This window comes from Serinicoccus sediminis (assembly GCF_004153545.1).
Taxonomy (GTDB): domain Bacteria; phylum Actinomycetota; class Actinomycetes; order Actinomycetales; family Dermatophilaceae; genus Ornithinicoccus; species Ornithinicoccus sediminis_A.
Map to the genome: position 1 here is coordinate 82462 of NZ_SDVA01000009.1, position 24060 is coordinate 106521.

Annotated in this window: 21 protein-coding genes; 5 read left to right on the forward strand and 16 right to left on the reverse strand. The window is 72.9% G+C overall.

Going from position 1 to position 24060, the window contains the following annotated elements; genetic code table 11:
• Positions 1–24: 24 nt before the first annotated feature.
• Genes ptsP through dhaK form a run of 3 tightly spaced genes read right to left on the reverse strand, consistent with a single transcriptional unit; the run spans position 25 to position 4151 of the window.
• The gene (gene ptsP / locus EUS26_RS10070) at positions 25–2508 is read right to left on the reverse strand and encodes a phosphoenolpyruvate--protein phosphotransferase (protein ID WP_130013706.1); all 2484 of its coding nucleotides are present in this window, start codon (positions 2506–2508) and stop codon (positions 25–27) included.
• A gap of 10 nt (positions 2509–2518) precedes the next feature.
• Entirely contained in the window at positions 2519–3145 is a 627-nt protein-coding gene (gene dhaL / locus EUS26_RS10075; RefSeq protein WP_130013707.1) for a dihydroxyacetone kinase subunit DhaL, read from the reverse strand.
• Between the two features lie 4 nt (positions 3146–3149).
• Positions 3150–4151 (reverse strand): dihydroxyacetone kinase subunit DhaK, encoded by a 1002-nt coding sequence (dhaK, locus tag EUS26_RS10080; protein WP_130013708.1) that lies wholly within the window; start codon positions 4149–4151, stop codon positions 3150–3152.
• Between the two features lie 392 nt (positions 4152–4543).
• On the opposite strand from dhaK, the gene EUS26_RS16960 reads away from it, so the two are divergent.
• Positions 4544–4897: a PH domain-containing protein gene (locus tag EUS26_RS16960; protein WP_165368577.1), complete on the forward strand. Its 354-nt coding sequence runs from the start codon at positions 4544–4546 to the stop codon at positions 4895–4897.
• A 53-nt stretch (positions 4898–4950) separates the two neighbouring features.
• On the opposite strand, the gene era is transcribed toward EUS26_RS16960, so the two are convergent.
• From era to hrcA, 8 genes are all read right to left on the reverse strand, one after another.
• Positions 4951–5871, reverse strand: a complete 921-nt coding sequence (gene era, locus EUS26_RS10090) for a GTPase Era (protein ID WP_130013710.1) — start codon at positions 5869–5871, stop codon at positions 4951–4953.
• The gene (locus tag EUS26_RS10095) at positions 5861–7297 is read right to left on the reverse strand and encodes a hemolysin family protein (protein ID WP_130013711.1); all 1437 of its coding nucleotides are present in this window, start codon (positions 7295–7297) and stop codon (positions 5861–5863) included. The genes era and EUS26_RS10095 overlap by 11 nt, the downstream gene beginning before the upstream one ends.
• Positions 7294–7818, reverse strand: coding sequence for an rRNA maturation RNase YbeY (ybeY, locus tag EUS26_RS10100; RefSeq protein ID WP_238148913.1), 525 nt, complete (start codon positions 7816–7818; stop codon positions 7294–7296). The genes EUS26_RS10095 and ybeY overlap by 4 nt, the downstream gene beginning before the upstream one ends.
• Positions 7815–8870, reverse strand: coding sequence for a PhoH family protein (locus EUS26_RS10105; protein ID WP_130013713.1), 1056 nt, complete (start codon positions 8868–8870; stop codon positions 7815–7817). The genes ybeY and EUS26_RS10105 overlap by 4 nt, the downstream gene beginning before the upstream one ends.
• A gap of 13 nt (positions 8871–8883) precedes the next feature.
• Entirely contained in the window at positions 8884–10281 is a 1398-nt protein-coding gene (locus EUS26_RS10110) for an MFS transporter (RefSeq protein WP_130013781.1), read from the reverse strand.
• Positions 10278–11015 (reverse strand): 16S rRNA (uracil(1498)-N(3))-methyltransferase, encoded by a 738-nt coding sequence (locus tag EUS26_RS10115; protein ID WP_130013714.1) that lies wholly within the window; start codon positions 11013–11015, stop codon positions 10278–10280. Before EUS26_RS10115 ends, EUS26_RS10110 begins: the two co-directional genes overlap by 4 nt.
• 3 nt (positions 11016–11018) lie before the next feature.
• On the reverse strand, positions 11019–12143 hold the full coding sequence (dnaJ, locus tag EUS26_RS10120) for a molecular chaperone DnaJ (protein ID WP_130013715.1): 1125 nt from the start codon (positions 12141–12143) through the stop codon (positions 11019–11021).
• A gap of 94 nt (positions 12144–12237) precedes the next feature.
• Positions 12238–13257 (reverse strand): heat-inducible transcriptional repressor HrcA, encoded by a 1020-nt coding sequence (gene hrcA, locus EUS26_RS10125; protein WP_130013716.1) that lies wholly within the window; start codon positions 13255–13257, stop codon positions 12238–12240.
• Between the two features lie 86 nt (positions 13258–13343).
• Here hrcA and fumC point away from each other — a divergent pair, with 86 nt between their 5' ends.
• From fumC to EUS26_RS10140, 3 genes are all read left to right on the forward strand, one after another.
• Positions 13344–14747, forward strand: a complete 1404-nt coding sequence (fumC, locus tag EUS26_RS10130; RefSeq protein WP_130013717.1) for a class II fumarate hydratase — start codon at positions 13344–13346, stop codon at positions 14745–14747.
• Between the two features lie 191 nt (positions 14748–14938).
• Positions 14939–15826 carry a DUF3097 domain-containing protein gene (locus EUS26_RS10135; RefSeq protein WP_202865109.1) on the forward strand — a complete coding sequence of 296 codons (888 nt, stop codon included), beginning with the start codon at positions 14939–14941 and terminating at the stop codon, positions 15824–15826.
• A 5-nt stretch (positions 15827–15831) separates the two neighbouring features.
• Entirely contained in the window at positions 15832–16344 is a 513-nt protein-coding gene (locus EUS26_RS10140) for a DUF4870 domain-containing protein (RefSeq protein WP_238148906.1), read from the forward strand.
• A 430-nt stretch (positions 16345–16774) separates the two neighbouring features.
• Here the strand turns inward: EUS26_RS10140 and hemW are convergent, their stop codons facing one another.
• A complete protein-coding gene (hemW, locus tag EUS26_RS10145) occupies positions 16775–17995 on the reverse strand; it encodes a radical SAM family heme chaperone HemW (protein ID WP_130013719.1) in 1221 nt (406 codons plus the stop codon).
• An 86-nt stretch (positions 17996–18081) separates the two neighbouring features.
• Here hemW and ppk2 point away from each other — a divergent pair, with 86 nt between their 5' ends.
• Complete coding sequence (gene ppk2 / locus EUS26_RS10150) at positions 18082–18972, forward strand: polyphosphate kinase 2 (RefSeq protein ID WP_130013720.1); 891 nt, start codon at positions 18082–18084, stop codon at positions 18970–18972.
• Between the two features lie 6 nt (positions 18973–18978).
• Here the strand turns inward: ppk2 and trmB are convergent, their stop codons facing one another.
• The 4 genes from trmB to EUS26_RS10170 form a co-directional block, all read right to left on the reverse strand.
• On the reverse strand, positions 18979–19692 hold the full coding sequence (trmB, locus tag EUS26_RS10155; RefSeq protein ID WP_202865110.1) for a tRNA (guanosine(46)-N7)-methyltransferase TrmB: 714 nt from the start codon (positions 19690–19692) through the stop codon (positions 18979–18981).
• Positions 19689–21554, reverse strand: coding sequence for a translation elongation factor 4 (lepA, locus tag EUS26_RS10160; RefSeq protein ID WP_130013784.1), 1866 nt, complete (start codon positions 21552–21554; stop codon positions 19689–19691). The genes trmB and lepA overlap by 4 nt, the downstream gene beginning before the upstream one ends.
• A 184-nt stretch (positions 21555–21738) precedes the next feature.
• On the reverse strand, positions 21739–22479 hold the full coding sequence (locus tag EUS26_RS10165) for a fasciclin domain-containing protein (protein WP_238148907.1): 741 nt from the start codon (positions 22477–22479) through the stop codon (positions 21739–21741).
• A gap of 31 nt (positions 22480–22510) precedes the next feature.
• Positions 22511–24034, reverse strand: a complete 1524-nt coding sequence (locus EUS26_RS10170) for a molybdopterin-dependent oxidoreductase (protein WP_130013721.1) — start codon at positions 24032–24034, stop codon at positions 22511–22513.
• Between the last annotated feature and the right edge of the window lie 26 nt (positions 24035–24060).

The following is a 24060-nucleotide window of genomic DNA, read 5'->3' on the forward strand; positions in this document are numbered from 1 at the left end:
GCTGGACGCGCGTCCGGTGCGCGGTCAGCCCTGGATGTGCAGGGTGAGGAGGTCACGCACGGCGGCGGCGTCCCGGGCGGTGACGGCGCTGGCCGCGAGGTCCTGCAGCTCGCGCAACGAGACCGCCCGCAGCCGGGCCTTGATCGTCGGGACGGCGCTCGGCGAGGCGCTCAGCTCGCGCACGCCCAGCCCGACGAGCAGCCCGGCGACCTCGGGGTCGCTGGCCAGCTCGCCGCAGAGGCTGACGACGACCCCCTCCGGGGCACGGTCGCAGATCAGGCGGATGAGCTGCAGCACGGAGGGGTCGAGCCCGTCGGACCACGTCGCCACGTTCGGGTTGCCGCGCTCGGCGGCGAGGGTGTACTGGCTGAGGTCGTTGCTGCCGATGGAGATGACGTCGAGACCCTGCGCCAGCCGGGCCAGCCGCACCGCGACGGCGGGCACCTCGACCATGATGCCGACCCCCAGCTGGTGCGGCGGCGCCGACAACCCGATGCGCCGGGCCGCCTCCTGCAGCCTCGCGCGCGCCCAGTCGACGTCGTCCAGTGAGGTGACCATGGGGAAGAGCACGTTGATCCGGTGGCTGCGGGCCACCCGGCACAGCGCCTCCAGCTGGTCGAGCAGCAGGGCCGGGTCCTGCCGGAAGGCGCGGATCCCGCGTACGCCGAGGAAGGGGTTGGCCTCCTCCTCGATGGGGATGAAGTCCAGCGGCTTGTCGCCGCCGACGTCCCAGGTACGGATGGTCACGGCGTGCGGATCGAAGGCGTCCGCGATGGCGGAGTAGACCTCCACCTGCTGGTCGACGGTCGGGGCGCGGTGCCACTGGGCGAAGACCGCCTCCGTGCGCACCAGCCCGGAGCCCTCGGCACCCAGCCCGGCGCCGAGCCGGGCGACGGCCACGGAGGAGACGTTGGCCTTCACCGTGACCCGCACGCCGTCGCGGGTCACGACCGGCAGGTGGGTGTCGGCCAGGGCCTGCTGTCGCTCGGCGGCGCGCCGCTCCAGCATCTGGGAGAAGGCGGTCTGCACCTCCGGTGCCGGGTCGATCTCCAGCCGGCCGGCGCGGGCGTCGAAGGCGATGAGCGTGCCGGCCTCGACGTCGGCCCGGGCCCCGGCGCCGGTCAGCACCGGCACCCCGCGGGCCCGGGCGATGAGCACCCCGTGCCCGAGCGCGCCCCCGTGCCGGGTGACGACCCCCTGGATGGCACCCGCGTCGAGGGAGATCGCCAGGGCCGGGTCCAGCTCGTCGACGACGAGCACCCCCTCCCCCAGCGCCTCCGGCTCGGCGACCTCCAGCAGCACCCGCATGACCCGTTCGCCGACCGAGCGCACGTCCTGCGCCCGCTCCTGCAGGTAGGCGTCGGGCAACGCCTCGAAACGGGCGGCGATCTCGTGCACGGCCTGCTGCCAGGCGAGCGGCGCAGCCTCCCCCGCGGAGATCCGCCGGCCGACGTCGCCGAGCAGCTCCGGGTCGCGCAGCAGGGCAGCGTGCGCCTCGAACACCTCCGCCTGCCCGTCGCCCAGGTGCCGGCGCGCCCGTGCGCACAGCTGGTCGAGGGCTTCCAGCGCCTGGCCGACCGCCCGGTCCAGCCGGTCCTGCTCCTCCTGCTCGGTGCCGGCCACCAGGTCGTCGGGCTCCGGGACCGTCTGGTCGAGCACGGCCGGGCCCATGGCGGCCTCGAGCCCCGACCCGGCGACACCGGGCTCCTCGCTCACCGAGGGGGCGGGCGCGGCGGCGTCGGCCAGGGGCTGGGCGGGGCCGGGCTCGTCGCCGAAGGCGGTGGCCGCGAGCCGCTCGATCTGCCCCAGCACCTCCTCGGCGCGCTCGCCCGACGCCTCGACCCGCAGCACGTGGCCCTGCCGGGCGCCGAGCGTCGCGACACCGGACAGGCTCAGCGCGTCCACCGGGCCGGTCCCGGTGGTCACGTTGCGGACACGGACCCGGGTGTCGGGGGCAGCGGTGGCCGCCGTCGACACGAGCCGGGAGGCGGGCCGGGCGTGCAGGCCGTGCTCCCCGGTGACCGAGACCTCCACGGCGTCCCAGTCGCCGGGCTCGTCGACCTCCTCCGTCGGGGGCGCCGTCGCACCAGGAGCATCGCCCAGGTGGGAGGCCTTGGCGTCCAGCCCACGCCCGGCCTCGGTGGCGCACGTGGGCAGGTCGGCCCCGGTGCCGGCGGCCACGGTGGCGGCGATGAGTCCTTCGACGAGCGGTGCCGGGCTGATGACGACCCGGGCGGCGACGTCGGGATCGACCATCTCCAGCGCCATCTCGGCGGACAGCACGGCACTGCCGAGGTCCACCAGGACCAGCACACCGGCGCCCCCGGACGCGTCGTCCGCCCGGCCGAGCGCCTCGGCGATGGCGACGGCGTCGGTCCCGGTCGTCTGCTCGTCGAGCCCGGCGGCGACCTCCAGGGCCGGTCCGTCGTCCGGGCTCATCTCCGCCGCGAGGGCGACGGCGGCCTCCGCCAGGGCGCGGCTGTGCGAGACGACGACCAGCCCGATCATCACGCCCGGCTCACGCGAGGGTCTTCGCGGCGGCCTCGATGAGCAGGGTGGCGCTGGTGGCCCCGGGGTCCTGGTGCCCGGCGCTACGCTCCCCCAGGTATGACGCGCGGCCCTTCCGGGCGACCATCGGCTCGGTCGCGTCCCGGCCCTGGGCAGCAGCGTCGGCGGCGGCCTGCAGCGCCTCGGCGAGACCGGCCCCCGAGCCCGCGGCCGACTCGAAGGCCTCCAGCGCGGGTGAGAACGCGTCATACATCGTCTTGTCCCCGGCCTCGGCCTTGCCGCGCGCGACGATGCCCTCGACACCGGCCCGCAGCGCCTGCCCGAACTCGCGCGACCCGACGTCCTCGCTCGCGGCCAGCGGCCCGGCGAGGCGCAGGAAGAAGGTGCCGTAGAGCGGGCCCGACGCCCCGCCCACCGTGCTGACCAGCGTCATACCGACCTTCTTCAGGTAGGCGTCGATGCTGGAGAAGTCCTCCTGGTCGGCGAGGGCCGCGCACGCGCTGAGGCCACGCCTCATGTTGCTGCCGTGGTCGGCGTCGCCGATCGCGCGGTCGAGCTCGGTCAGGTCGTCGGCGTGGGTCGTGATGCTCTCGGAGCACGCGGCGATCCAGGACTGGAATGCGGTGAGGTCAGCCATGCGCTCATCCTCCCCATCGCAGGCCGGGCGTGTCCACGGGGGCGTCCCAGAGCCGCACCATCTCCTCGTCCGCGCGCAGCAGCGTGACCGAGCACCCTGCCATCTCGAGGGAGGTGATGTAGTTGCCCACCAGCGACCGGGCGACGGTGATGCCCGCGTCGTCGAGCAGCTTCGCCACCTCGCCGTACATGAGGTAGAGCTCCAGCAAGGGGGTCCCGCCCATGCCGTTGACGAAGGCGATGACCGACTCTCCGCGTTCCAGGGACAGGTCGGAGACGACCGGCTCGACGAGGCGGGCCGCGACCTCGCGCGCCGGCGCGAGCTTCTCGGTGGAGCGCCCGGGCTCGCCGTGGATGCCGATGCCGATCTCCATCTCGTCGTCCGCGAGCTCGAAGGTCGGCTTGCCGGCGGCGGGCACCGTGCACGAGGTGAGCGCGATGCCCATGGACCGGCCCTCGGCGTTGACGCGGCGCGCGAGGTCGGCGCACGCGGCGAGGTCCTGGCCCTCCTCGGCGGCGGCGCCGACGATCTTCTCGAGCAGCACGGTGACGCCGACCCCGCGGCGTCCGGCGGTGTAGAGGCTGTCCTGGACGGCGACGTCGTCGTCGGTGACGACGGCCTCGACCTGGACGCCGGACTCCGCCGCCATCTCGGCCGCCATCTCGAAGTTCATGACGTCGCCGGTGTAGTTCTTGACGATGTGCAGCACGCCCGCGCCCCCGTCGACGGCGGTGGTCGCCGCGAGGATCTGGTCCGGCACCGGCGAGGTGAACACCTCGCCGGCACAGGCCGCGTCGAGCATGCCGCGGCCGACGAAGCCGCCGTGCAGCGGTTCGTGGCCCGAACCCCCGCCGGAGACGAGGGCGACCTTGCCGGAGACCGGCGCACCGGCCCGGAGCACGAGCTTGTGGTCCAGGTCGACGCGCAGGTGGTCGGGGTGGGCCGCAGCCATCCCCGCCAGCGCCTCGACGACCACGTCAGCGGGGTCGTTGAGCAGCTTCTTCATGGTGCCCACTCTGCCACGGATGGGCCCGCTCGGGAATGCCTCCGTCCTGCCGGTCAGGGACGTCGCGTCCTCGCGACGCGAGGGTCGAGGACGGCTCAAGCCGCTCACGTGCGCGGCTGAGCCGTCCGGGCCGGGCCTGTCGCCGGGATGGCCACGTCCGGGCTGCTGGGGAGCAGCCAAGCCGTCCTCGGCGGGCGCCCGTCCGTGGCCTGGGGCAGGATGCCGCCATGAGCGGGGACGAGGCGCAGCCACCGGGGATGGCCGCGAGCAGGGGGCAGCGGCACGCAGAGACAGCCGAACCCACCGGGCAGGGACCCCAGGAGAGGGCCGGCCCGACCGAATGGCGCGCGGGCGGCCGCCGTGCCCGCCTCTGGGTGACGATCTGTCTGCTCGTGAGCGCGCTCCTTCTCTTCGTCCCCGTCCTGGAGGTGGCCAGGAACGGATGGAGCCTGTGGGTGCTGGCGAGACTCCTCGGGACTCTCTCCCCCCTGATGCTCGTGCTCGTCGTCGTCCTTCCCCGGACTCGGGGGACCGAGGACGGCCTGGAGCTACGGAGAGGTCTGACGCGGCCACTCGTCGTCCCCTGGTCCGAGGTGGCCGACCTGAGGGCCGAGGGCGGGCGGTGGGCGACGGTGGTCACCGTGCACCTCGACGACGGTCGGCGCTACCCGTTGCCCGGGGTCCAGACCGAGCAGCTCGGCGAGGTGCAGGCGGCGCGAGCGTCTGTCACCGGGCAGGAGCGCTAGGCCCGTCGGCCCCGGGTGCGCGCGGGGGTGCCGGGTCGGGCAGGGCGGCCGGCTCAGAAGCCCAGGCGGTCCAGGGCCTTGGGGTCGCGCTGCCAGTCCTTGGCCACCTTGACGTGCAGGTCGAGGTGCACCCGGTGACCGAGCAGCTCCTCGATGCCGCGCCGCGCCTCGGTGCCCACCTCGCGCAGCCGCGAGCCGCCGCGGCCGATGATGATGGCCTTCTGGCTGGAGCGCTCCACGAAGACGTTGACGCGCACGTCCGACAGGGGTGCGTCCTCGGGGCGGTCCTCCCGGGGGACGATCTCCTCCACCTGCACGGCCAGGCTGTGCGGCAGCTCGTCGCGCACCCCCTCCAGGGCCGCCTCGCGCACCAGCTCGGCGATCTGCACCAGCGTCGACTCGTCGGTGATCTGGTCGGCGGGGTAGAGCGGCGGGCTCTCCGGCAGGTAGGACGCCAAGAGCTCGGCGACCTCCTCCACCTGCTCACCGCCGGTGGCCGAGCAGGGGATGATCGCGTCCCAGTCGCCGAGCTGGTCGATGGCGACGAGGTGCTCGGCCAGCCGGTCGCGGCTCACGGCGTCCGACTTGGTCGCGATGGCCACCACCGGCACCTTGCGGACCCGGTGCAGGTCGCCCAGGTCGCGGGCGATGAAGGTGTCCCCGGGCCCCACCCGCTGGTCGCTGGGCAGGCAGAAGCCGATGACGTCCACCGAGAGCAGGGTCTCGCGCACGAGGTCGTTGAGCCGCTGGCCCAGCAGCGAACGGGGTCGGTGCAGCCCGGGGGTGTCGACGAGGATGAGCTGAGAGCGCTCCGTGGTGCGGATGCCCCGGATCGCGTGGCGGGTCGTCTGCGGCTTGGACGACGTGATCGCCACCTTGCTGCCGACGAGGGCGTTGGTCAGGGTCGACTTGCCCGCGTTGGGCCGCCCGACCAGGCTGACGAAACCGGCGCGGTAGGCCTGCTCATCGGACACTCGTGCTCACCTCGTCGTCGTGGGGGGCGCGCCGCTCGCCGCGTCGCGTGGGGGTGTCGGTATGCCGGTCCGCCACGGGGCTCGGCTCGTCGGGCCCGCGGTCCGCGCCGCCGTCCTCGCCACGGGCACCAGCGCGGTCCTCGTCCTCGGTGTCGTCAGGCTCGGGAGCGCGGCGCACGAGGACGGTGGCCACCCGTCGCCGACGGCCGGCCATCCGCTCGGCCGTGAGCTCCAGCCCGGCGACCTCGCCGACCGCTCCCTGGATGGGCACCATGCCGATCGCCGTGGACAGCAGTCCGCCGACGGAGTCGACGTCCTCGGTCTCGATCTCGACGTCGAACATCTCCGCCAGGTCGTCCACCGGCAGGTTCGCCGGCACCCGGGTGCGCACGGTGCCGTCGTCGAGCGTGACCTCCTCGACGTCGACGCTGTCCCGGTCGTACTCGTCGGTGATCTCGCCCACGATCTCCTCGACGATGTCCTCGATGGTGACGAGGCCGGCGGTGCCGCCGTACTCGTCGATGACGATGGCCACGTGCTGCCGGCCCTGCTGCATCTCCTTGAGCAGCTCGTCGACCCGCTTCATCTCGGGGATGCGCTGCACGGGCCGCATGACGTCGGTGACCGGGACGACCGCGGCCGCCTCGGCGCGGCTGTTGACCGCCCGCGCGACGTCCTTGAAGTAGAGCATGCCCAGCACGTCGTCGGTGTCCTCACCGACGACCGGCACCCGAGAGAACCCGGATCGCAGCAGCAGCGACATGGCCTGCCGGAGGACCTTCTCGGCCTTGATCGTCACCAGGTCCGGGCGCGGCACCATGACCTCGCGGGCCACGGTGTCGCCCAGCTCGAAGATGGAGTGGATCATCTCCCGCTCGTCGTCCTCGATGACCGAGGACTCCCCGGCGAGGTCGACCAGCTCGCGCAGCTCGGTCTCGTTGGCGAACGGCCCCTCGGCATACCCGCGACCCGGCGTGACGGCGTTGCCGAACAGGACGAGCAGCTTGGCGACCGGGCCGAGGAAGAGGCGCAGCAGCCGCACGACGGGTGCCGCCATGAGCGCGACCGCCTCGCTGTGCTGGCGACCCAGGGTCCGCGGCGAGACGCCGACCACGACGAAGGTCACGACCACCATGATGGCGATGGCGATGAGCGCGGTCTGCAGGTGCGAGTCGGTGAGGATGTCGACGGCCACGGTCACCATGACCGCCGTGGCCGCCTCCGCGGCGACCCGGACGAACGTGGCGACCGCGAGGTAGGGAGCCGCGTCGCCCGAGATGCGCAGCAGCGCCCGGGCGCCGGACCGACCCTCGTCGACGAGCTGCTCGGCCCGCCGGACGCTGACCCGCTGCAGCGCGGTCTCCCCGGCGGCCAGGAGGAAGGCGATGACGGTCGTCGCGACCGCGACGAGCACGAGGGTGGTCACGGGCGGCCCACCACGTCGTCGTCGGCCGCACGCGTGGTCCGGCCCCGGTGGGCCAGGAAGGTCAACAGCAGCGTCCGCTGCAGGTCGAACATCTCGCGCTCCTCGGCCTTCTCGGCGTGGTCGAAGCCGAGCAGGTGCAGGATCCCGTGCGTGGTGAGCAGCAGCAGCTCGTCCCCGACCGCGTGGCCCGCCTGCTGGGCCTGCGACCGCGCCACCGCGGGGCACAGCACGACGTCGCCCAGCACCCCGGCCTCCTCGGGGGTCTCGTCCTCGCCACGCCCGGCGTAGCCCCCGGGGCGCAGCTCGTCCATGGGGAAGCTCATGACGTCCGTCGGCCCGGGGAGGTCCATCCAGCGCTGGTGCAGGTTGGCCATCGTCTCCTCGTCGACGAGGGTGATGGTCAGCTCCGCCCGCGGGTTGACCTGCAGCTGGTCGAGGACGTGCCGGCCGAGGTCGGCCAGCTCCTGCTCGGGGACGGGCGCCGGCACCTCCCCCGACTCGTTGAGCACCTCGATCATCAGCTGCCCTCCTGCGGGGCCGGCCCCCCGCCGGCCGCGCCCGGTGCCGACCGCCGCGGACCGCGCCCCTGACGACGCTCGTCGAACCGGCCGTAGGCGTCGACGATGTCGCTCACCAACCGGTGCCGCACGACGTCCTGGCTGGTCAGGTGGGAGAAGTGGATGTCCTCGACGTCGGCGAGGATGTCCTGCACGACCCGCAGGCCGGACTGGGTGCCGCCGGGCAGGTCGACCTGGGTGGTGTCGCCGGTGACGACCATCTTGGAGCCGAACCCGAGCCGGGTGAGGAACATCTTCATCTGCTCGGGCGAGGTGTTCTGGGCCTCGTCGAGGATGATGAAGGCGTCGTTGAGGCTGCGGCCGCGCATGTAAGCCAGGGGCGCCACCTCGATGGTGCCCGCGGCCATGAGCTTGGACATCGACTCGCTGTCGACCATGTCGTGCAGCGCGTCGTAGAGCGGACGCAGGTAGGGGTCGATCTTGTCGGTGAGGGTGCCCGGCAGGAAGCCCAGCCGCTCCCCCGCCTCGACCGCCGGACGGGTGAGGATGATCCGGTTCACCTGCTTGGCCTGCAGCGCGGCGACCGCCTTGGCCATCGCCAGGTAGGTCTTGCCGGTGCCGGCGGGCCCGAGCCCGAAGACGATGGTGTGCTCGTCGATCGCGTCGACGTAGTGCTTCTGGTTCAGCGTCTTGGGCCGGATCGTCCTGCCCCGGCTGGACACGATGTTCATCGTCAGCACGTCGGCCGGCCGGTCGGAGGTCGCGGTCCGCAGCATGCCGATGCTGCGCTCGACGGCGTCCCGGTTGAGCGGCTGGCCTCGGCCGACGATGGCGAGCAGCTCGTCGACGAGGCGCTCGACCAGCGCCAGCTCCGCGGAGTCGCCGGTCAGCCGGAACTCGTTGCCGCGGACGTGGACGTCCACCTTCGGGAAGGCGCGCTCGACGGTGCGCAGCAGCTCGTCGCGCGGACCGAGGAGGGTGACCATGGGCACCTCGTCGGGGATGACGACGGTGTGGGTGGCCTGGGGTCGTGGGCTGGTGTCGGTCTGCGTCATCAGGGCCTCCACTCTAGACGCCGGCGCCGACGGACGCCGTGCGTGCAGGCCTCGCCCGCACCGCGGTGAGCACGGACAGCGCCCCGACGACGATCGCGACGACCAGGGTCCCGACGAACGCGGTATGCGGCGCCGTGCCGTAGGTGAGGCCGAAGACGACCCCGGTGACGGCCAGGGCGAGGGCGCTGGCCAGTGCCTCACCCACCTGCAGGGCAGACGAGTTGCGGCCCACCTCGCGGTCGCTGGACAGCCGCAGGGTCAGCACCGAGGTGTTCGGGTAGGCGATGCCTACCCCGAAGGTCGCGAGGCCGTAGAGGGCGATGACGGCCCAGCCCGGCCAGGACGCCCACACGGCCACCCCGAGGACCGCCATGACCGCGGCATACCCGCAGACGCCGGCGAGCATGAGCAGGTAGCGGTCGCGGTCGGGGGCGGCCCGGCCCTGGCACCAGGAGCCGAGGGCCCAGGTGACCGACGCGGCGGCCAGGACCCCGCCGGCCTGTGCCGGGCTGTAGCCGTGCTCGTCGCGCAGCATGAGCGGGAGGTAGGCCTCGGCGGCCACGAAGGACGCCCCCAGGACGGCCCGGACGCCGACGACCGAGGGCAAACCGCGGGCGAGGACGAGAGCGCCGCGGGGCAGCAGGTGCCGCGCGGAGAGCCCCAGCAGGACCAGCAGGACGGCCCCCAGGACGTACTCGTAGGCCTCGATCCGCTCGCCGGCGAGGTTGAGCAGACCCACGCCCACCGCGGCGAGGACGGCCCAGCCGATGATGCCCGGCCGCAGGTGCCCGGCGTCGCTGCTGGGACGGGTGGACCGCAGCGCCGGCCGCAGCACGAGCGCCGCGAGCACGATGCCCGGGGCGACCCCGAGGAACACCCAGCGCCACGACAGGTGCTCCACCACGAGGCCGGTGAGCAGCGGGCCGGCCAGGCCCGGCAGCACCCACGCCGCGGCGAGCAACGAGAAGACGGGCGGCCGTAGCACGTCCGGGACCCGTTGGGCGATGACGACGTAGAGCGCCACGCTGGCCAGCCCGCTGCCGAGGCCCTGCAGACCGCGGCCGACGACGAAGATCTCCATCGAGGTGGCGAGGCCGGCGACGAGCAGGCCGGCGACGAAGGCTCCTCCCCCGGCCAGCACCACCGGCCGCGGGCCGGAACGGTCGGACCACCACCCGCCCACGATCATGCCGACCACGCTCGCGGCGACGGTGGCGCCGAAGGCCATGTTGTAGAGGTGGTAGCCGTCGAGGGCGGCCGCGACGGTGGGCATGGCCGCACCGACCGCGATGTACTCCAGCGCGAAGATGGCGATGAGGACGGTCGCGCCGACCGAGGCGCTGCGGATCCCGGGCGAGAAGACGGTGAGCTGCTCCTCGCGCAGGCCGTCCGCCCGCGCGCGGATGGTCATCGCCACGACCGCGAGGACGCGGCGCCGAGGACCGCCAGCGCGGCCGGCCCGGCGGTGGAGGTGCGCAGCACGCTGCGGCCGAGGCGCACGGCCCGGCCACCGACGTCGACCAGCTCGCGCAGCTCCTCGGGCGAGATGCCGCCCTCGGGGCCGACGACGAGCAGGACCTCGCCGGCGTCGGGCAGCTGCACCGTGCTCAGCGGCTCCTGCGCCTCCTCGTGCAGCACGAGGACCAGGTCGGCCCGGGCCGCCCGGTCGAGCAGGCCGCGCCGGGCCACCGGGTCCGCGAGGAGCGGGCGGCGCAGCCGTCGGGACTGCTTGGTCGCCGCGACGATGGTCTGGTCCCACTTGCGCAGCGCCTTGGTCGCCCGCTCACCGCGCCACCGCACGATGCTGCGGTCGGCCTGCCAGGGCACGACCTCGTCGACGTCCAGCTCGGTCGCCGTCTCGACGGCCTGCAGGTCCCGGTCCGCCTTCGCGAGCGCCTGGACGAGGACCAGCCGCAGCGCAGGCGGCGGGTCGGTCAGTCGCTCGGTCACCCGCAGGCGCAGCGCCCCGTCGGCGGCGTCCAGCACGAGGCACCGGGCACCGTCCCCGACCCCGTCGGAGACGATGACGCTCTCCCCCGCTCCGATGCGCTGCACGGTCGCCGCGTGGCGTCCCTCGGGGCCGTCCAGCACGACCTCCTCGCCGGAGAGCGCGCCGGGGGGCAGCAGGAAGAGCGGGTCGCTCACGGCCTACCTGCCACGCAGCGCGTCCCACAGGCTGTGCCGACGGGCGTGGCCGCTCGGGGAGCCCATGCGCCCGGTCGGGCTGGACTCGCCCCGGCTCTCGGCGAGCTGCGCCAGCAGCTCGCGCTGGCTGTCGTTGAGCCGGGTCGGCACCTTGACGTCCAGGTGCACCACGAGATCCCCGCGGCCCTCGCCGCGCAGGTGGGTGATGCCCTTGCCGGCCAGCGGCAGCGTCTGCCCGGGCTGGGTGCCGGGGCGCAGGTCCACCTCGACCGGGCCGTCCAGGGTCTCGACCGGCAGGGTCGCCCCCAGCGCAGCAGCGGTCATCGGCACCTCGAGGGTGCAGTGGAGGTCGTCGCCCCTCCGGGTGAAGACGTCGTGCGGCTCCACCTGGATCTCGACGTAGAGGTCGCCCGGCTCACCACCGTAGGGACCCACCTCGCCCTCGCCCGCGAGCGCGATCCGGGTGCCGGTGTCGACACCGCCCGGCACCTTGAGGGTGAGGTCGCGGCGGGTGCGGACCCGGCCCTCGCCGGAGCAATCGAAGCACGGGTGCTCGATGACGTCGCCGAAGCCGCGGCACGCCTGGCACGGACGCGAGGTCATCACCTGGCCGAGGAAGGAGCGCTGCACCTGCTGCACCTCGCCGCGGCCGCTGCACACGTCGCAGGTGCGGGTGCCGCTGCCCGGCTGCGCCCCGGCGCCCGAGCAGGTGCTGCAGACCACCGCGGTGTCGATCTGCAGCGTCTGCTCACCGCCGAAGGCCGCGGTGGGCAGGTCGATGTCGAGCCGGATGAGCGCGTCGTGACCGCGCTGGGTGCGCGAGCGCGGGCCGCGGGCGCCGGCGGCCGTGCCACCGAAGAAGGCGTCCATGATGTCGCTGAAGGTGAAGCCCTGGCCGAAGCCGCCGGTGGCGCCGCCGTAGGGGTCCTGGCCACGGTCGTAGGACGCGCGCTTGGCGGCGTCGCCGAGCACGTCGTAGGCCTGGCTGACCCTCTTGAACTCGGCCTCGGCCTCCGCCCCCGGGTTGACGTCGGGGTGCAGCTGGCGGGCCTTCTTGCGGTAGGCCTTCTTGATGTCCTCGGGGGTGGCCTCGCGGGCGACGCCGAGGTCGGCGTAGTAGTCGTTCACAGCGTGGGACGTCCTTGCGGTCGTGTCGTGTGCGGTCTGGTGCGGGTCCGGATGGTGCAACGGTCGGACGGGCGCGGGTATGCCGTGAGGTGGCTCACCCGTCCAGGATGTCGGCGACGTAGTGCGCGACGGCCCGGACCGTGGCCATCGCCTGCGGGTAGTCCATACGGGTCGGCCCCACGACGCCCAGGCCACCGGCGGTGCCGTAGGTGGTGGCGACGACAGAGGTGGTCCGCAGCGGTTCGTAGGGGTTCTCCGTGCCGATCGCGACGGCCACGGTCTCGCCGTCGTCGAGCGAGGCCATGCTCCCCATGAGGCGCAGCAGCACGACGTGCTCCTCGAGCGCCTCCAGCACCTGGGACAGCGAGGTCGGGAAGTCGCTGCCGACCCGGGCCAGGTTGGCGGTGCCGGCCATGGCGATCCGCTCCTCGGTGCGCTCCTGCGCCGCCTCGGCGAGGGTGTCCACGACGACCTGCGCCAGGGGGCGGTCGGTGGGGGTGACCCGCTCCTCCACCTCGGCGAGGCGGGCGGGGATGCGGACGAGGAGCTCCCCGACGGCCAGCTCGTTGACCAGCGTGCGCAGGGTGGCGACCACGTCGGGCTCGAGGGTGAGGTCGCGGCCGACGTCGACCACGCGCTGCTCGACCCGGCCGGTGCTCGTGATGAGGACGATCATGAGGCGGGTGCCGCCGACCGGCACCAGCTCCACGTGACGCAGCGTGGACCGGGACAGGCTGGGGTACTGCATGACCGCGACCTGCTGGGTCAGGCTGGACAGCAGCCGGGTGGTGCGGGAGACCACGTCGTCGAGGTCCAGCGCCCCGTCGAGGAACCGGGCGATGGCGGCGCGCTCGGCGCGGCTCATGGGCTTGATCTGCTGCAGCCGGTCGACGAACAGCCGGTAGCCGGCGTCGGTGGGGATCCGCCCGGCGCTCGTGTGCGGGGCGGTGATGAGGCCCTCGTCCTCGAGCGCGGCCATGTCGTTGCGCACGGTCGCGGCGGAGACCCCGAGCTGGTGACGCTCCAGCAGGGCCTTGGAGCCGACCGGCTCGGAGGTCCGGACGTAGTCCTGCACGATCGCGCGCAGGACCTCCAGGCGACGGTCCTCGCTCACGTCGGCTGCCTCCTTCCTGTCACTGGCACTCACGGGGGCGGAGTGCCAGTCTACGCGAGCCGGAGGCACGTCATACCATGTGCGCCATGAGCCAGCCGCGCATCGAGACCGACAGCATGGGCCAGGTCGAGGTCCCCGCCGACCGCTACTGGGGGGCGCAGACGCAGCGCAGCATCCACAACTTCCCCATCGGCCAGGACACCTTCGTGTGGGGCCGGCCGGTCATCACCGCGCTCGGGATCCTCAAGAAGGGTGCGGCCCAGGCCAACGCCGAGCTGGGCGAGCTCCCGCAGGACGTCGCCGACCTCATCGTCCGGGCGGCCGACGAGGTCATCGCCGGCGAGCTCGACGACCACTTCCCGCTCGTGGTCTTCCAGACCGGGTCCGGCACGCAGAGCAACATGAACTCGAACGAGGTCATCTCCAACCGCGCCATCGAGCTGGCCGGCGGCGAGCTCGGCAGCAAGACCCCGGTGCACCCCAACGACCACGTCAACCGCGGGCAGAGCAGCAACGACACCTTCCCGACCGCCATGCACATCGCGGTGCTGCTGGAGCTGCGTGACCGGCTGGACGGCGCCGTCGGCCAGCTGCGCGACACCCTCGCCGCGAAGTCGGCCGAGTACGCCGACGTCGTCAAGGTCGGTCGGACCCACCTGCAGGACGCCACCCCCATCACCCTCGGGCAGGAGATCGGCGGTTGGGTGGCCCAGCTCGACTACGCCCTGGGCGAGGTGCGTCATGCCGGTGAGGGCCTGCGGGAGCTCGCGATCGGCGGCACCGCCGTCGGCACCGGGCTGAACGCCCACCCGGACTTCGGGGCGCTGGCCGCGCGCCGGATGGGCGAGGAGGCGGGGCTGGAGCTGCGCAGCGCGGACAACAAGTTCGCCGCGCTGTCCGCGCACGACGCGCTGGTGCAGACCTCCGCCGCGCTGCGGACCCTGGCCGGCGCCCTGATGAAGATGGCCAACGACGTGCGCTGGCTGGCCTCGGGGCCGCGCAACGGGATCGGCGAGCTGGTCATCCCGGAGAACGAGCCGGGCAGCTCGATCATGCCGGGCAAGGTCAACCCGACCCAGTCCGAGGCGATGACCATGGTCGCCACCCGGGTCTTCGGCAACGACGCGACCGTCGGGTTCGCCGGCAGCCAGGGCAACTTCCAGCTCAACGTCTTCAAGCCGGTCATGGTCCACGCCGTGCTGGAGAGCATCCGGCTCATCAGCGACGCCTGCCTCGCCTTCGACGTGGGGTGCGCGCGGGGCATCGAGCCGAACACCGAGCGGATCGAGGCCAACCTCGCCAGCAACCTCATGCAGGTGACCGCGCTGAACCCGCACATCGGCTACGACAAGGCCGCCGCCATCGCCAAGGCGGCGCACCGGTCCGGGCAGACGCTGCGCGAGGCGGCCCTGGAGAGCGGCCACCTCACCGCCGAGGAGTTCGACGCCTGGGTGGTCCCGCTGGACATGACCCACCCCCGCCAGGCCTGACCCTCCTTCCACCGAGCGCCGCGAATGGTTGGCTGATCCGGCGAGAGCAACCATTGACGACGCTCGGTGGGATGCGAGAGCAACCATTGGCGACGCTCGGTGGGGTGCGAGAGCAACCATTGGCGACGCTCGGTGGGATGGGTGGCGCGCCTCGACCGTCACATGAGCCACAGGCGTTACCGTCGTCGGTTGTGAACGACCGCTACGGCTACGGCACCGACGTCCTCGCCTCCGACTGGCGCGCCCCCCGTCGGGGACGCGCGCAGGAGGTGCCCGCCGAGCCCGGTCTGGTGGTGGAGGACGTCGACACCGGCTGGTGCGGCGCCGTGGTCGGGGTGGAGCGGGCCGGCGGGATGCAGGTCGTGCACCTGGAGGACCGGCGTGGGCGGCGCAAGGGCTTCCCGCTCGGCCCCGGCTTCCTCGTCGACGGCAGGCCGGTGGTCCTCACCCGGCCCCGCGACCGCGCCTCGGACGAGCGGCTGGCCCAGGCCCGTCAGGCGGCCTCCCGGACCGCCAGCGGCTCGGTGCGGGTGGGCGACGCGCCGGCCCGCGTGGCCAGCGGCTCGCGCATCTGGGTCGAGGGGCGCCACGACGCGGAGCTGGTGGAGAAGGTGTGGGGCGACGACCTCCGGGTCGAGGGCGTCGTGGTGGAGATGCTGGACGGCGTCGACGACCTGGCCTCCCTCATCCGGCAGTTCGCGCCGACCCGCGAGCGGCGGCTCGGCGTCCTGGTGGACCACCTCGTGCCGGGCACGAAGGAGACCAGGATCGTGCAGGCGGCGGAACGGGTGAGCCCCTGGGTCCGCATCCTCGGGCACCCCTACGTGGACGTCTGGCAGTCGGTCAAGCCGGCCCGCCTCGGCCGGGAGGCCTGGCCGGTCATCGAGCGCGGACGGTCCTGGAAGCACGGGGTGCTGGCCGAGCTCGGCTGGCCGCACCGGACGCAGACCGACGTGGCCTTGGGCTGGAAACGGATACTCTCGACCGTGCGGTCCTACAGCGACCTGGAACCTACGCTGCTCGCCAGCGTCGAAGAGCTGATCGACTTCGTCACCGTTCCACCACCTCACGAGGAGTGAGCAGCATGACCCAGACACCGCAGTCCCCCAGCGACCAGCCCTGGCAGGACCCGCAGCGAGCCGGCGGGCCTTCCGGCTCCCAGCCTGCCTCGGGGCCTCAGGCCTACGGCCAGCCCTCGTCGCCACCGCCCGGTCCCGGCGCGCCCTCGGGGGCGCCGCAGGGCGACGAGCGCACCATGATGTTGCTCGCCCACCTCTCCGCGCCCCTGGCGATGCTGCTCAGCGTCGGCTGGGTCCCCTTCCTCGGCCCGCTGCTCATCTGGCTGTTCTACAAGGACCGGTCGGCGGCGGTCCGCACCGCGTCGGCCGGCGCGTTCAACTTCAACCTCACGCTGTCCATCATCAGCATCGGGCTCTGGATCTCGGTGATCCTCACCCTGGGCATCGGTTTCCTGTGGGCGATCCCGGCCTGGATCGCCCTGTTCGTCATCCAGCTGTGGTGCCACATCAAGGGCGCGATGCGGGCGGCCGACGGTCGGGTCTACGACTACCCGTTCCAGCTGCGCCTGCTCAGCTGACCCCGCCCGTCACCCCCGTCACCGGCCCCGGCGTGTCCCTCGCGACACGCCGGGGCCGGCGTCGTCGTGCGGCGCCAGCCCCTTGCGCCCGGTGAACAGCGGGCGTAGACATGACCTCACGCACTCCCCTCGGGGAGCGCGGGTCGCGAGACTGGCCGAGGATTCACACCGTCCGCAGGGACGGAGCTGCGGTGATGCGCAGCTGAGCCTCTGGCACCTTGCGCACCGCCCGGTGACATCGCCCCGGGTCGTGGCCCGGTTGGCGAACTCATACTTCGCCGACCGGGCCACATCTCGTCCCCCCGGTGTCCGGCCCTGCAGGCTCATACCCCGCAGGGTCTGCCGTCAGTGTGGCTCGCCGGGACGACGGACCGGCGGACCCGGTATGGCGTGTCGGTGAACCGGGAGCGACCGCCACCTGGGGCCCGGGTCAGAGCAGCAGCCGGTGCACGACCGTGTCCGCCAGGAGGCGGCCGCGCAGCGTCAGCACGGCCCTGCCCCGCACCGCGGCGCGGCCCTCGAGCAGCCCGTCGGCGACCAGACCCGCGACCGCCTGTCGGCCCGTGGGGCGCAGGTGCTCGACCGGGAGCCCGTCCGCGAGCCGGACGCCGAGCAGCACCCGCTCGTCGTGGCGCTCCTCGTCGTCGAGCACCTCGCGCGCGTGCGCCGGGCTGAGCCCCTGCGCCAGCCGGTCGCCGTAGGCGCGGGGGTGCTTGACGTTCCACCACCGCACCCCGCCGACGTGGCTGTGCGCCCCTGGCCCGACGCCCCACCAGTCCGCACCCTGCCAGTAGGCCAGGTTGTGGCGGCACCGGCGCTCCGGGCTGCGGGCCCAGTTGGAGATCTCGTACCACCCGTACCCCGCCGCGCCCAGGACCGCGTCGGCCAGCTCGTACTTGTCCGCCTCGTCGTCGTCCTCGGGGGCGGGGACCTCGCCGCGGCGCACCTGCCCGTGCAGCCGGGTCCCCGGCTCGACGACCAGCGCGTAGGCCGACACGTGGTCCGGCTCCAGGGCCACCACGGCGTCCAGGCTCGCCCGCCAGTCCTCCAGCGACTCCCCGGGGGTGCCGTAGATGAGGTCCAGGCTCACCTGCAGGCCGGCGGCCCGGACGGCGTCCACGGCGGTGGCGACGCGGGCCGGGTCGTGGGTGCGGTCCAGGGTCCGCAGCACGTGCGGGACCGCGGACTGCATCCCGATGCTCACCCGGGTGAAGCCCGCCCCCGCCAGCTGCTCCGCGACGGCCGGGGTGATGGTGTCCGGGTTGGCCTCGGTGGTGACCTCTGCCCCCGGCGCCAGGCCCCAGCGCTCGCCCACCGCCGCCACGAGGGCCCCGAGGGACGTGGCCGGCAGCATGGTCGGGGTGCCGCCCCCCACGAAGACGGTCGAGACGGACGGCGTCCCGGCCCCCTCGAGCACGCCGCCGGCCATCTCGACCTCGGCGAGGGCGGACCGCAGGTATCCCTGCGGGGCGGCGTCGTCCGCCAGCTCGGGCAGCGTGTAGGTGTTGAAGTCGCAGTAGCCGCACCGGACCCGGCAGAAGGGGACGTGCAGGTAGACCGAGAAGGGGCGCTGCGGCATACCGGTCAGCGCGGACGCGGGGAGGGAGCCGTCCGCGGGGGCGGGGTCACCCGGGGGGAAGCTGGACGGCATACCCTCCAGTGTCCCACCCGCGACGCCCCGCGCCGTACCGTCGGCCAGGCCTGCCCGACCGGGGTCGGCGCGCTAGGGTCGGTGGCGTGCAGCAGCGGCTTCGTGAGTACATCGACAGCCTGCGGGAGCAGGGCTACACCGTCCGGGACGACCAGGGCTCCGACCCTGACCTCATCACGCCCGACGGCAGCGCCGTCGACACCTGGCGCGAGGACTACCCCTACAGCGAGCGGATGACCCGGGACTACTACGAGGTCGAGAAGTGGCTGCTCCAGGTCGAGCTGCTGAAGTTCCAGTACTGGGCCAAGGACAACGGCAGCCGGCACGTCCTCGTCTTCGAGGGGCGCGACGCCGCCGGCAAGGGGGGCTCGATCAAGCGCTTCACCGAGCACCTCAACCCGCGTGGAGCCCGCGTCGTCGCGCTCAACAAGCCGACCGAGGTCGAGGCCGGGCAGTGGTACTTCCAGCGCTACATCCAGCACCTGCCGAGCTCCGGGGAGCTCGTCCTCTTCGACCGCTCGTGGTACAACCGGGCCGGCGTGGAGCGGGTCATGGGGTTCTGCTCGGAGGCGGAGTACGACCGGTTCATGCTGCAGGCGCCGCAGTTCGAGCAGATGCTCGTCGACGCGGGGACCTCCATCACCAAGTTCTGGTTCTCGGTGACCCAGACCGAGCAGCGCACCCGCTTCGCCATCCGCCAGCTGGACCCGGTGCGGCAGTGGAAGCTGTCCCCCATGGACCTGGAGAGCCTGGACCGCTGGGAGGACTACACGGCCGCCAAGGAGGAGATGTTCCGGCGGACCGACTCGGACTGGGCGCCGTGGGTGACGATCAAGAGCAACGACAAGAAGCGGGCCCGCATCAACGCCATGCGCCACTTCCTCTCGCAGTTCGAGTACGAGGGCAAGGACCACGACGTGGTGCTGCGTCCGGACCCACGGCTGGTGAAGCGGGCCAAGGACAGCGCCGGCGACTGACGCCGCTCAGGTGCGGCGGTAGGCGAGGTCGACGATCTCCCGGTCCGCCTCCCGGCCGCGACGCTCAAAGCGGGTCTGCGGCCGCAGCGGCGCCCGCTCCCGCGAGTCCAGCTCCCAGGAGGGGTGCGCGTCCAGCACCCGGCGCATGGCGCGCGCGTAGTCGCCCCAGTCGGTGGCGAGCCGCCACAGCCCGCCGGGGGGCACCAGGTCGGCGACGGTCGTGGCGAACTCCGGGGAGACCAGACGCCGCTTGTGGTGCTTGTTCTTGGGCCAGGGGTCGGGGAAGAAGGTCCACACCTCGTGGGCGCTGGCCGGCGGCAGCAGGGTCTGCAGGGCGAGCGCGGCGTCCGCCTCCACGAAGCGCACGTTGGGCAGCGCCTCACCCATCTTGGCCATCGCGTGGCCGATGCCCGGACGCCACACCTCCAGCGCCAGGAAGTCCCAGTCCGGCCGCTGCGTGGCCGCGTGCACGAGGGCGTCGCCGGAGCCGCAGCCGATCTCGACCACCATCGGTGCGCTCCGGCCGAAGACCTGCGCCGGGTCGACGCGGTATGCCGGGTCCACCGAGGTCGACCCGCCCGGAGGGCGCGGGACGTCGAGGACCAGCACGTCGGCATACCGGTCCCAGGCGTCCTGGTGGGACTGCTTGAGCATCCGGCCGCCCCGCCGGGTGAAGGAGCGCGTGCGGGCGGGCGGCCGCTCGTCGGTGGCGTCGCTCACTTCTTGGACTTCGCGGTCTCGGCGCCGCTCCCGTCCTGGGACAGGGCGGCGATGAAGGCCTCCTGGGGGACCTCGACCGAGCCGACCATCTTCATCCGCTTCTTGCCCTCCTTCTGCTTCTCCAGCAGCTTGCGCTTGCGGCTGATGTCACCGCCGTAGCACTTGGCGAGCACGTCCTTGCGGATGGCGCGGATGGTCTCCCGGGCGATGACCCGGGAGCCGATGGCGGCCTGCACCGGCACCTCGAACTGCTGCCGGGGGATGAGCTCCTTGAGCTTGCCCGCCATCTGGACGCCGTAGGCGTAGGCCTTGTCCCGGTGCACGATGGCGCTGAACGCGTCGACGGTGTCGCCCTGCAGGAGGATGTCGACCTTGACGAGGTCGGCCTCCTGGTCCCCGGAGGGTTCGTAGTCCAGCGAGGCGTACCCGCGGGTGCGGGACTTCAGCGCGTCGAAGAAGTCGAAGACGATCTCGGCGAGCGGCAGGGTGTAGCGCAGCTCGACCCGCTCCGGGGACAGGTAGTCCATGCCCAGCAGGGTGCCGCGGCGGTTCTGGCACAGCTCCATGATGGCGCCGATGAACTCGCTCGGGGCCAGGATGGTGCCGCGCACCACCGGCTCGGTGATGGAGGCGATCTTGCCGGCCGGGAACTCGCTGGGGTTGGTCACCTCGAACTCCGAGCCGTCGTCGAGACGCACGTCGTAGGAGACGTTGGGCAGCGTCGAGATGAGGTCGAGGTTGAACTCGCGCTCCAGCCGCTCCCGGACGATCTCCAGGTGCAGCATCCCCAGGAAACCGACCCGGAAACCGAACCCCAGGGCACCCGACGTCTCCGGCTCGTAGACCAGCGCCGCGTCGTTGAGCTTGAGCTTGTCCAGCGCGTCGCGCAGGATCGGGTAGTCCGAGCCGTCGATGGGGTAGAGCCCGGAGAAGACCATGGGGCGCGGGTCGTGGTAGCCCCCCAGGGGCTCGGCTGCCTGCCTGCGCTCCCCCGTCACGGTGTCGCCGACCTTCGACTGGCGCACGTCCTTGACCCCGGTGATGAGGTAGCCCACCTCGCCGACCCCGAGGCCCTGCGTGGGCGCGGGCTCCGGGCTGATCGCCCCGATCTCCAGCAGCTCGTGGGTGGCCTTCGTGGACATCATCGCGATGCGCTCGCGCGGCGACAGGCTGCCGTCGACGACCCGCACGTAGGTGATCACCCCGCGGTAGGTGTCGTAGACCGAGTCGAAGATCATCGCCCGGGCCGGGGCGTCCGCGTCACCCACGGGAGGAGGCAGCTCGGCCACGATGCGGTCCAGCAGCTCGGGCACGCCCTCCCCCGTCTTGCCGGACACCCGGAGCACGTCGGTCGGGTCGCAGCCGATGAGGCCGGCGATCTCCTCGGCGTACTTCTGCGGCTGGGCCGAGGGCAGGTCGATCTTGTTGAGCACCGGGATGATCGTGAGGTCGTTCTCCATCGCCAGGTAGAGGTTGGCCAGCGTCTGCGCCTCGATCCCCTGCGCGGCGTCCACGAGCAGGACCGCGCCCTCGCAGGCGGCGAGGCTGCGGCTCACCTCGTAGGTGAAGTCGACGTGCCCCGGGGTGTCGATCATGTTGAGGATGTAGGTCGTGTCCACCGCCCACGGCATCCGCACGGCCTGGCTCTTGATGGTGATGCCACGCTCGCGCTCGATGTCCATGCGGTCGAGGTACTGCGCCCGCATCTGGCGTTGGTCGACCACACCGGTGACCTGCAGCATGCGGTCGGCCAGGGTCGACTTGCCGTGGTCGATGTGGGCGATGATGCAGAAGTTGCGGATGACCTCGGGTGGGGTCGAGGCCGGCTGGGGCACCGAGTCGGGTCGGGCGAGCGGAGACAGGGCGGGCACCTCGCAGAGACGGGCAGGGGTGGACGGTGGTCTTCCGGCCAGTGTCCCACGTCCCCCGGCCGCGGGCGGCACGGCGACCACCGGCACGGACCTGCCCGCACCCCCGGAAGGTGGGGTGCGGACAGGTCCGTCGATCCGCCGCCCGGTGTCTCGGGCCCGGCGGCGGTCCGCAGGGTCAGCCCTGCGGCATCAGCACGCCGTCGATGAGGTAGACGGTGGCGTTGGCGGTCTGCACACCGCCGCAGATCACCGAGGCGTCGTTGACCATGAGCTCGTCACCGGAGCCGGTGACCTCGAGGGTCTCGCCCTGCACGGTGGTCTGCTCGCCCATCACCTCGTCCGGGGTCATCTGCCCGGGCACGACGTGGTAGGTCAGGATCGACTGCAGCAGGTCGGCGTCCTCCTGCAGCGTGGCCATTGTCTCCTGGTCGATGGCCTCGAAGGCCTCGTCGACCGGCGCGAAGACGGTGAACTCGTCGCCGTTCAGGGTGTCGACCAGGTCGACGTCCGGGTTGACCTCGCCGGAGACGGCGGCGGTCAGCTGGGTGAGCAGCGGGTTGTTACCGGCGGCCACCGCGACCGGGTCCTGGGCCATGCCCTCGACCGAGCCGTCGCCGTCCGGCACCTGCTCCGCGTAGTCGGCGCAGCCCGGGCCGACGAGGTTGGCGGCGGGGTCCATCTGGCCGCCGGCCATGTCCTCCTCGGTCTGCATGTCGTCGTCGGCCATGTCGTCCTCGGACTCCATGTCGTCGTCGGCCATGTCGTCCTCGGACTCCATGTCCTCGGAGGCCATGTCCTCGCTGGACTGCTCGGTGGAGCCGCCCTCGGCGGCCATGTCGTCGCCCTCGCCGCCGCACGCGGACAGCGCCAGCGCGGAGGCCATCGAGACGGCCAGGATTCCCTTGGAGATACGCATCATGCATTCCTTTCTGATGGGGTCGGACGGCTCAGGAGACGGTGACCGTCACGCTGTGCCACCCGGTGGACCCGTCAGGAGCGATGGGCTCCCGCCGGGAGGTCTGGGTCTGGCCCGCGCGGTCGGTCGCGCGGACCTCGAGCCGGTGCGAACCGGGCTCCGCCGACCAGGTCCAGCGCCAGGCGCGCCAGGTCTGGTCGGAGTCCTCGACGCCGAGCTCGGCGTCCTGCCACTCCCCCTCGTCGGCGCGCACCTGCACGCGCTCGATGCCCACGGTCTGCGCCCAGGCGACACCGGCGACGGTGACCTCGCCGGCCTCCAGCTGGGCGAACGAGCCGGGTACGTCGATCCGGGAGGACAGCTTGATGGGGGCCTTCGCGGCATACCCGCGGTCGGTCCAGTAGGCGGTGAAGTCGGCGAACCGGGTGACCTCCAGCTCGGTCAGCCACTTCGTCGCCGACACGTAGCCGTAGAGGCCGGGGGTGACCATGCGCAGGGGGTACCCGTGCTCGGCCGGGAGGGGCCCGCCGTTCATGCCGACGGCGAGGAGTGCCTCGCGGTCGTCGGTGAGCACGTCCAGGGGGGTCCCGGCGGTGTAGCCGTCGGTGCTCACCGAGCGCACGGCGTCGGCGCCGGGCTGCACCCCGGCCTCGGCGAGCAGCTCGCGGACCGGGATGCCGATCCAGGTCGCGGTGCCCAGCAGGTCCCCCCCGACCTGGTTGCTCACGCAGGTGAGGGTGATGCGGCGCTCGACCAGCTCGCGGGACAGCAGGTCGCCCATGGTCAGCTCGAGCGGCTCGTCGACCATCCCGGTGATCCGCAGCACGTGCGAGCCGGCGGCCACCGCGGGCACCTGCAGCGCGGTGTCGACCCGGTAGAAGTCCTGGGTGGGAGTGACGTGTGCGGTCAGCCCGTCGACGTCGAAGCTCACCCCGTCGGGCACCGGCTCGGCCGGCATCGCGGGAGCGGGCAGGTCCAGCCCGTCCCCGGGCGTCGAGCCCCCGAGGGTGCGCGTGGCCCCTCCCGCCGCGCCCAGCGCCGCCACGCTGGAGGTGGCGAGCAGGAACCGGCGACGGTCCAGCCCCGCCCCCTCGCCCGTGCGCACGAGGAGTGACGAGAGGAGCCATGCCAGCCCGCCGATCCCGACGACCAGCATCCCCGCAACGGATGCCGCGACGGCCGGGGCTCCCCCGCCCTGGGCGGGGTCGAGGACCATGGCCAGGGCCGCGATCGCGACCAGGAGGGTGATACCGCCCAGCGCGACGGCACGGTGGCGGGCCCCGACCCAGCCGAGCGCCAGGAGCAGGACCACGAGCGTGAGCACGACGCCACCCAGCAGGACTGCCTTGTCGGCCTGTCCGAAGGTCTCGATGGCCCACTCCTTGACCGGGCGGGGGGTGAGGTCGACCGCTCGGTTGCCGACGGCCACGACCGGGCCGGTGACGTCCAGGAGCTGCGCAAGACCCTCTCCGGCGAGCACCCCGGCACCGCCGGCGAGCAGGCCGGAGAAGGCTCCGGCCACCCGCTGGCCCCGTGAAGGAGATGTCGTCGTCATGCCCAGGATTCGGCGCCCACCCCGGG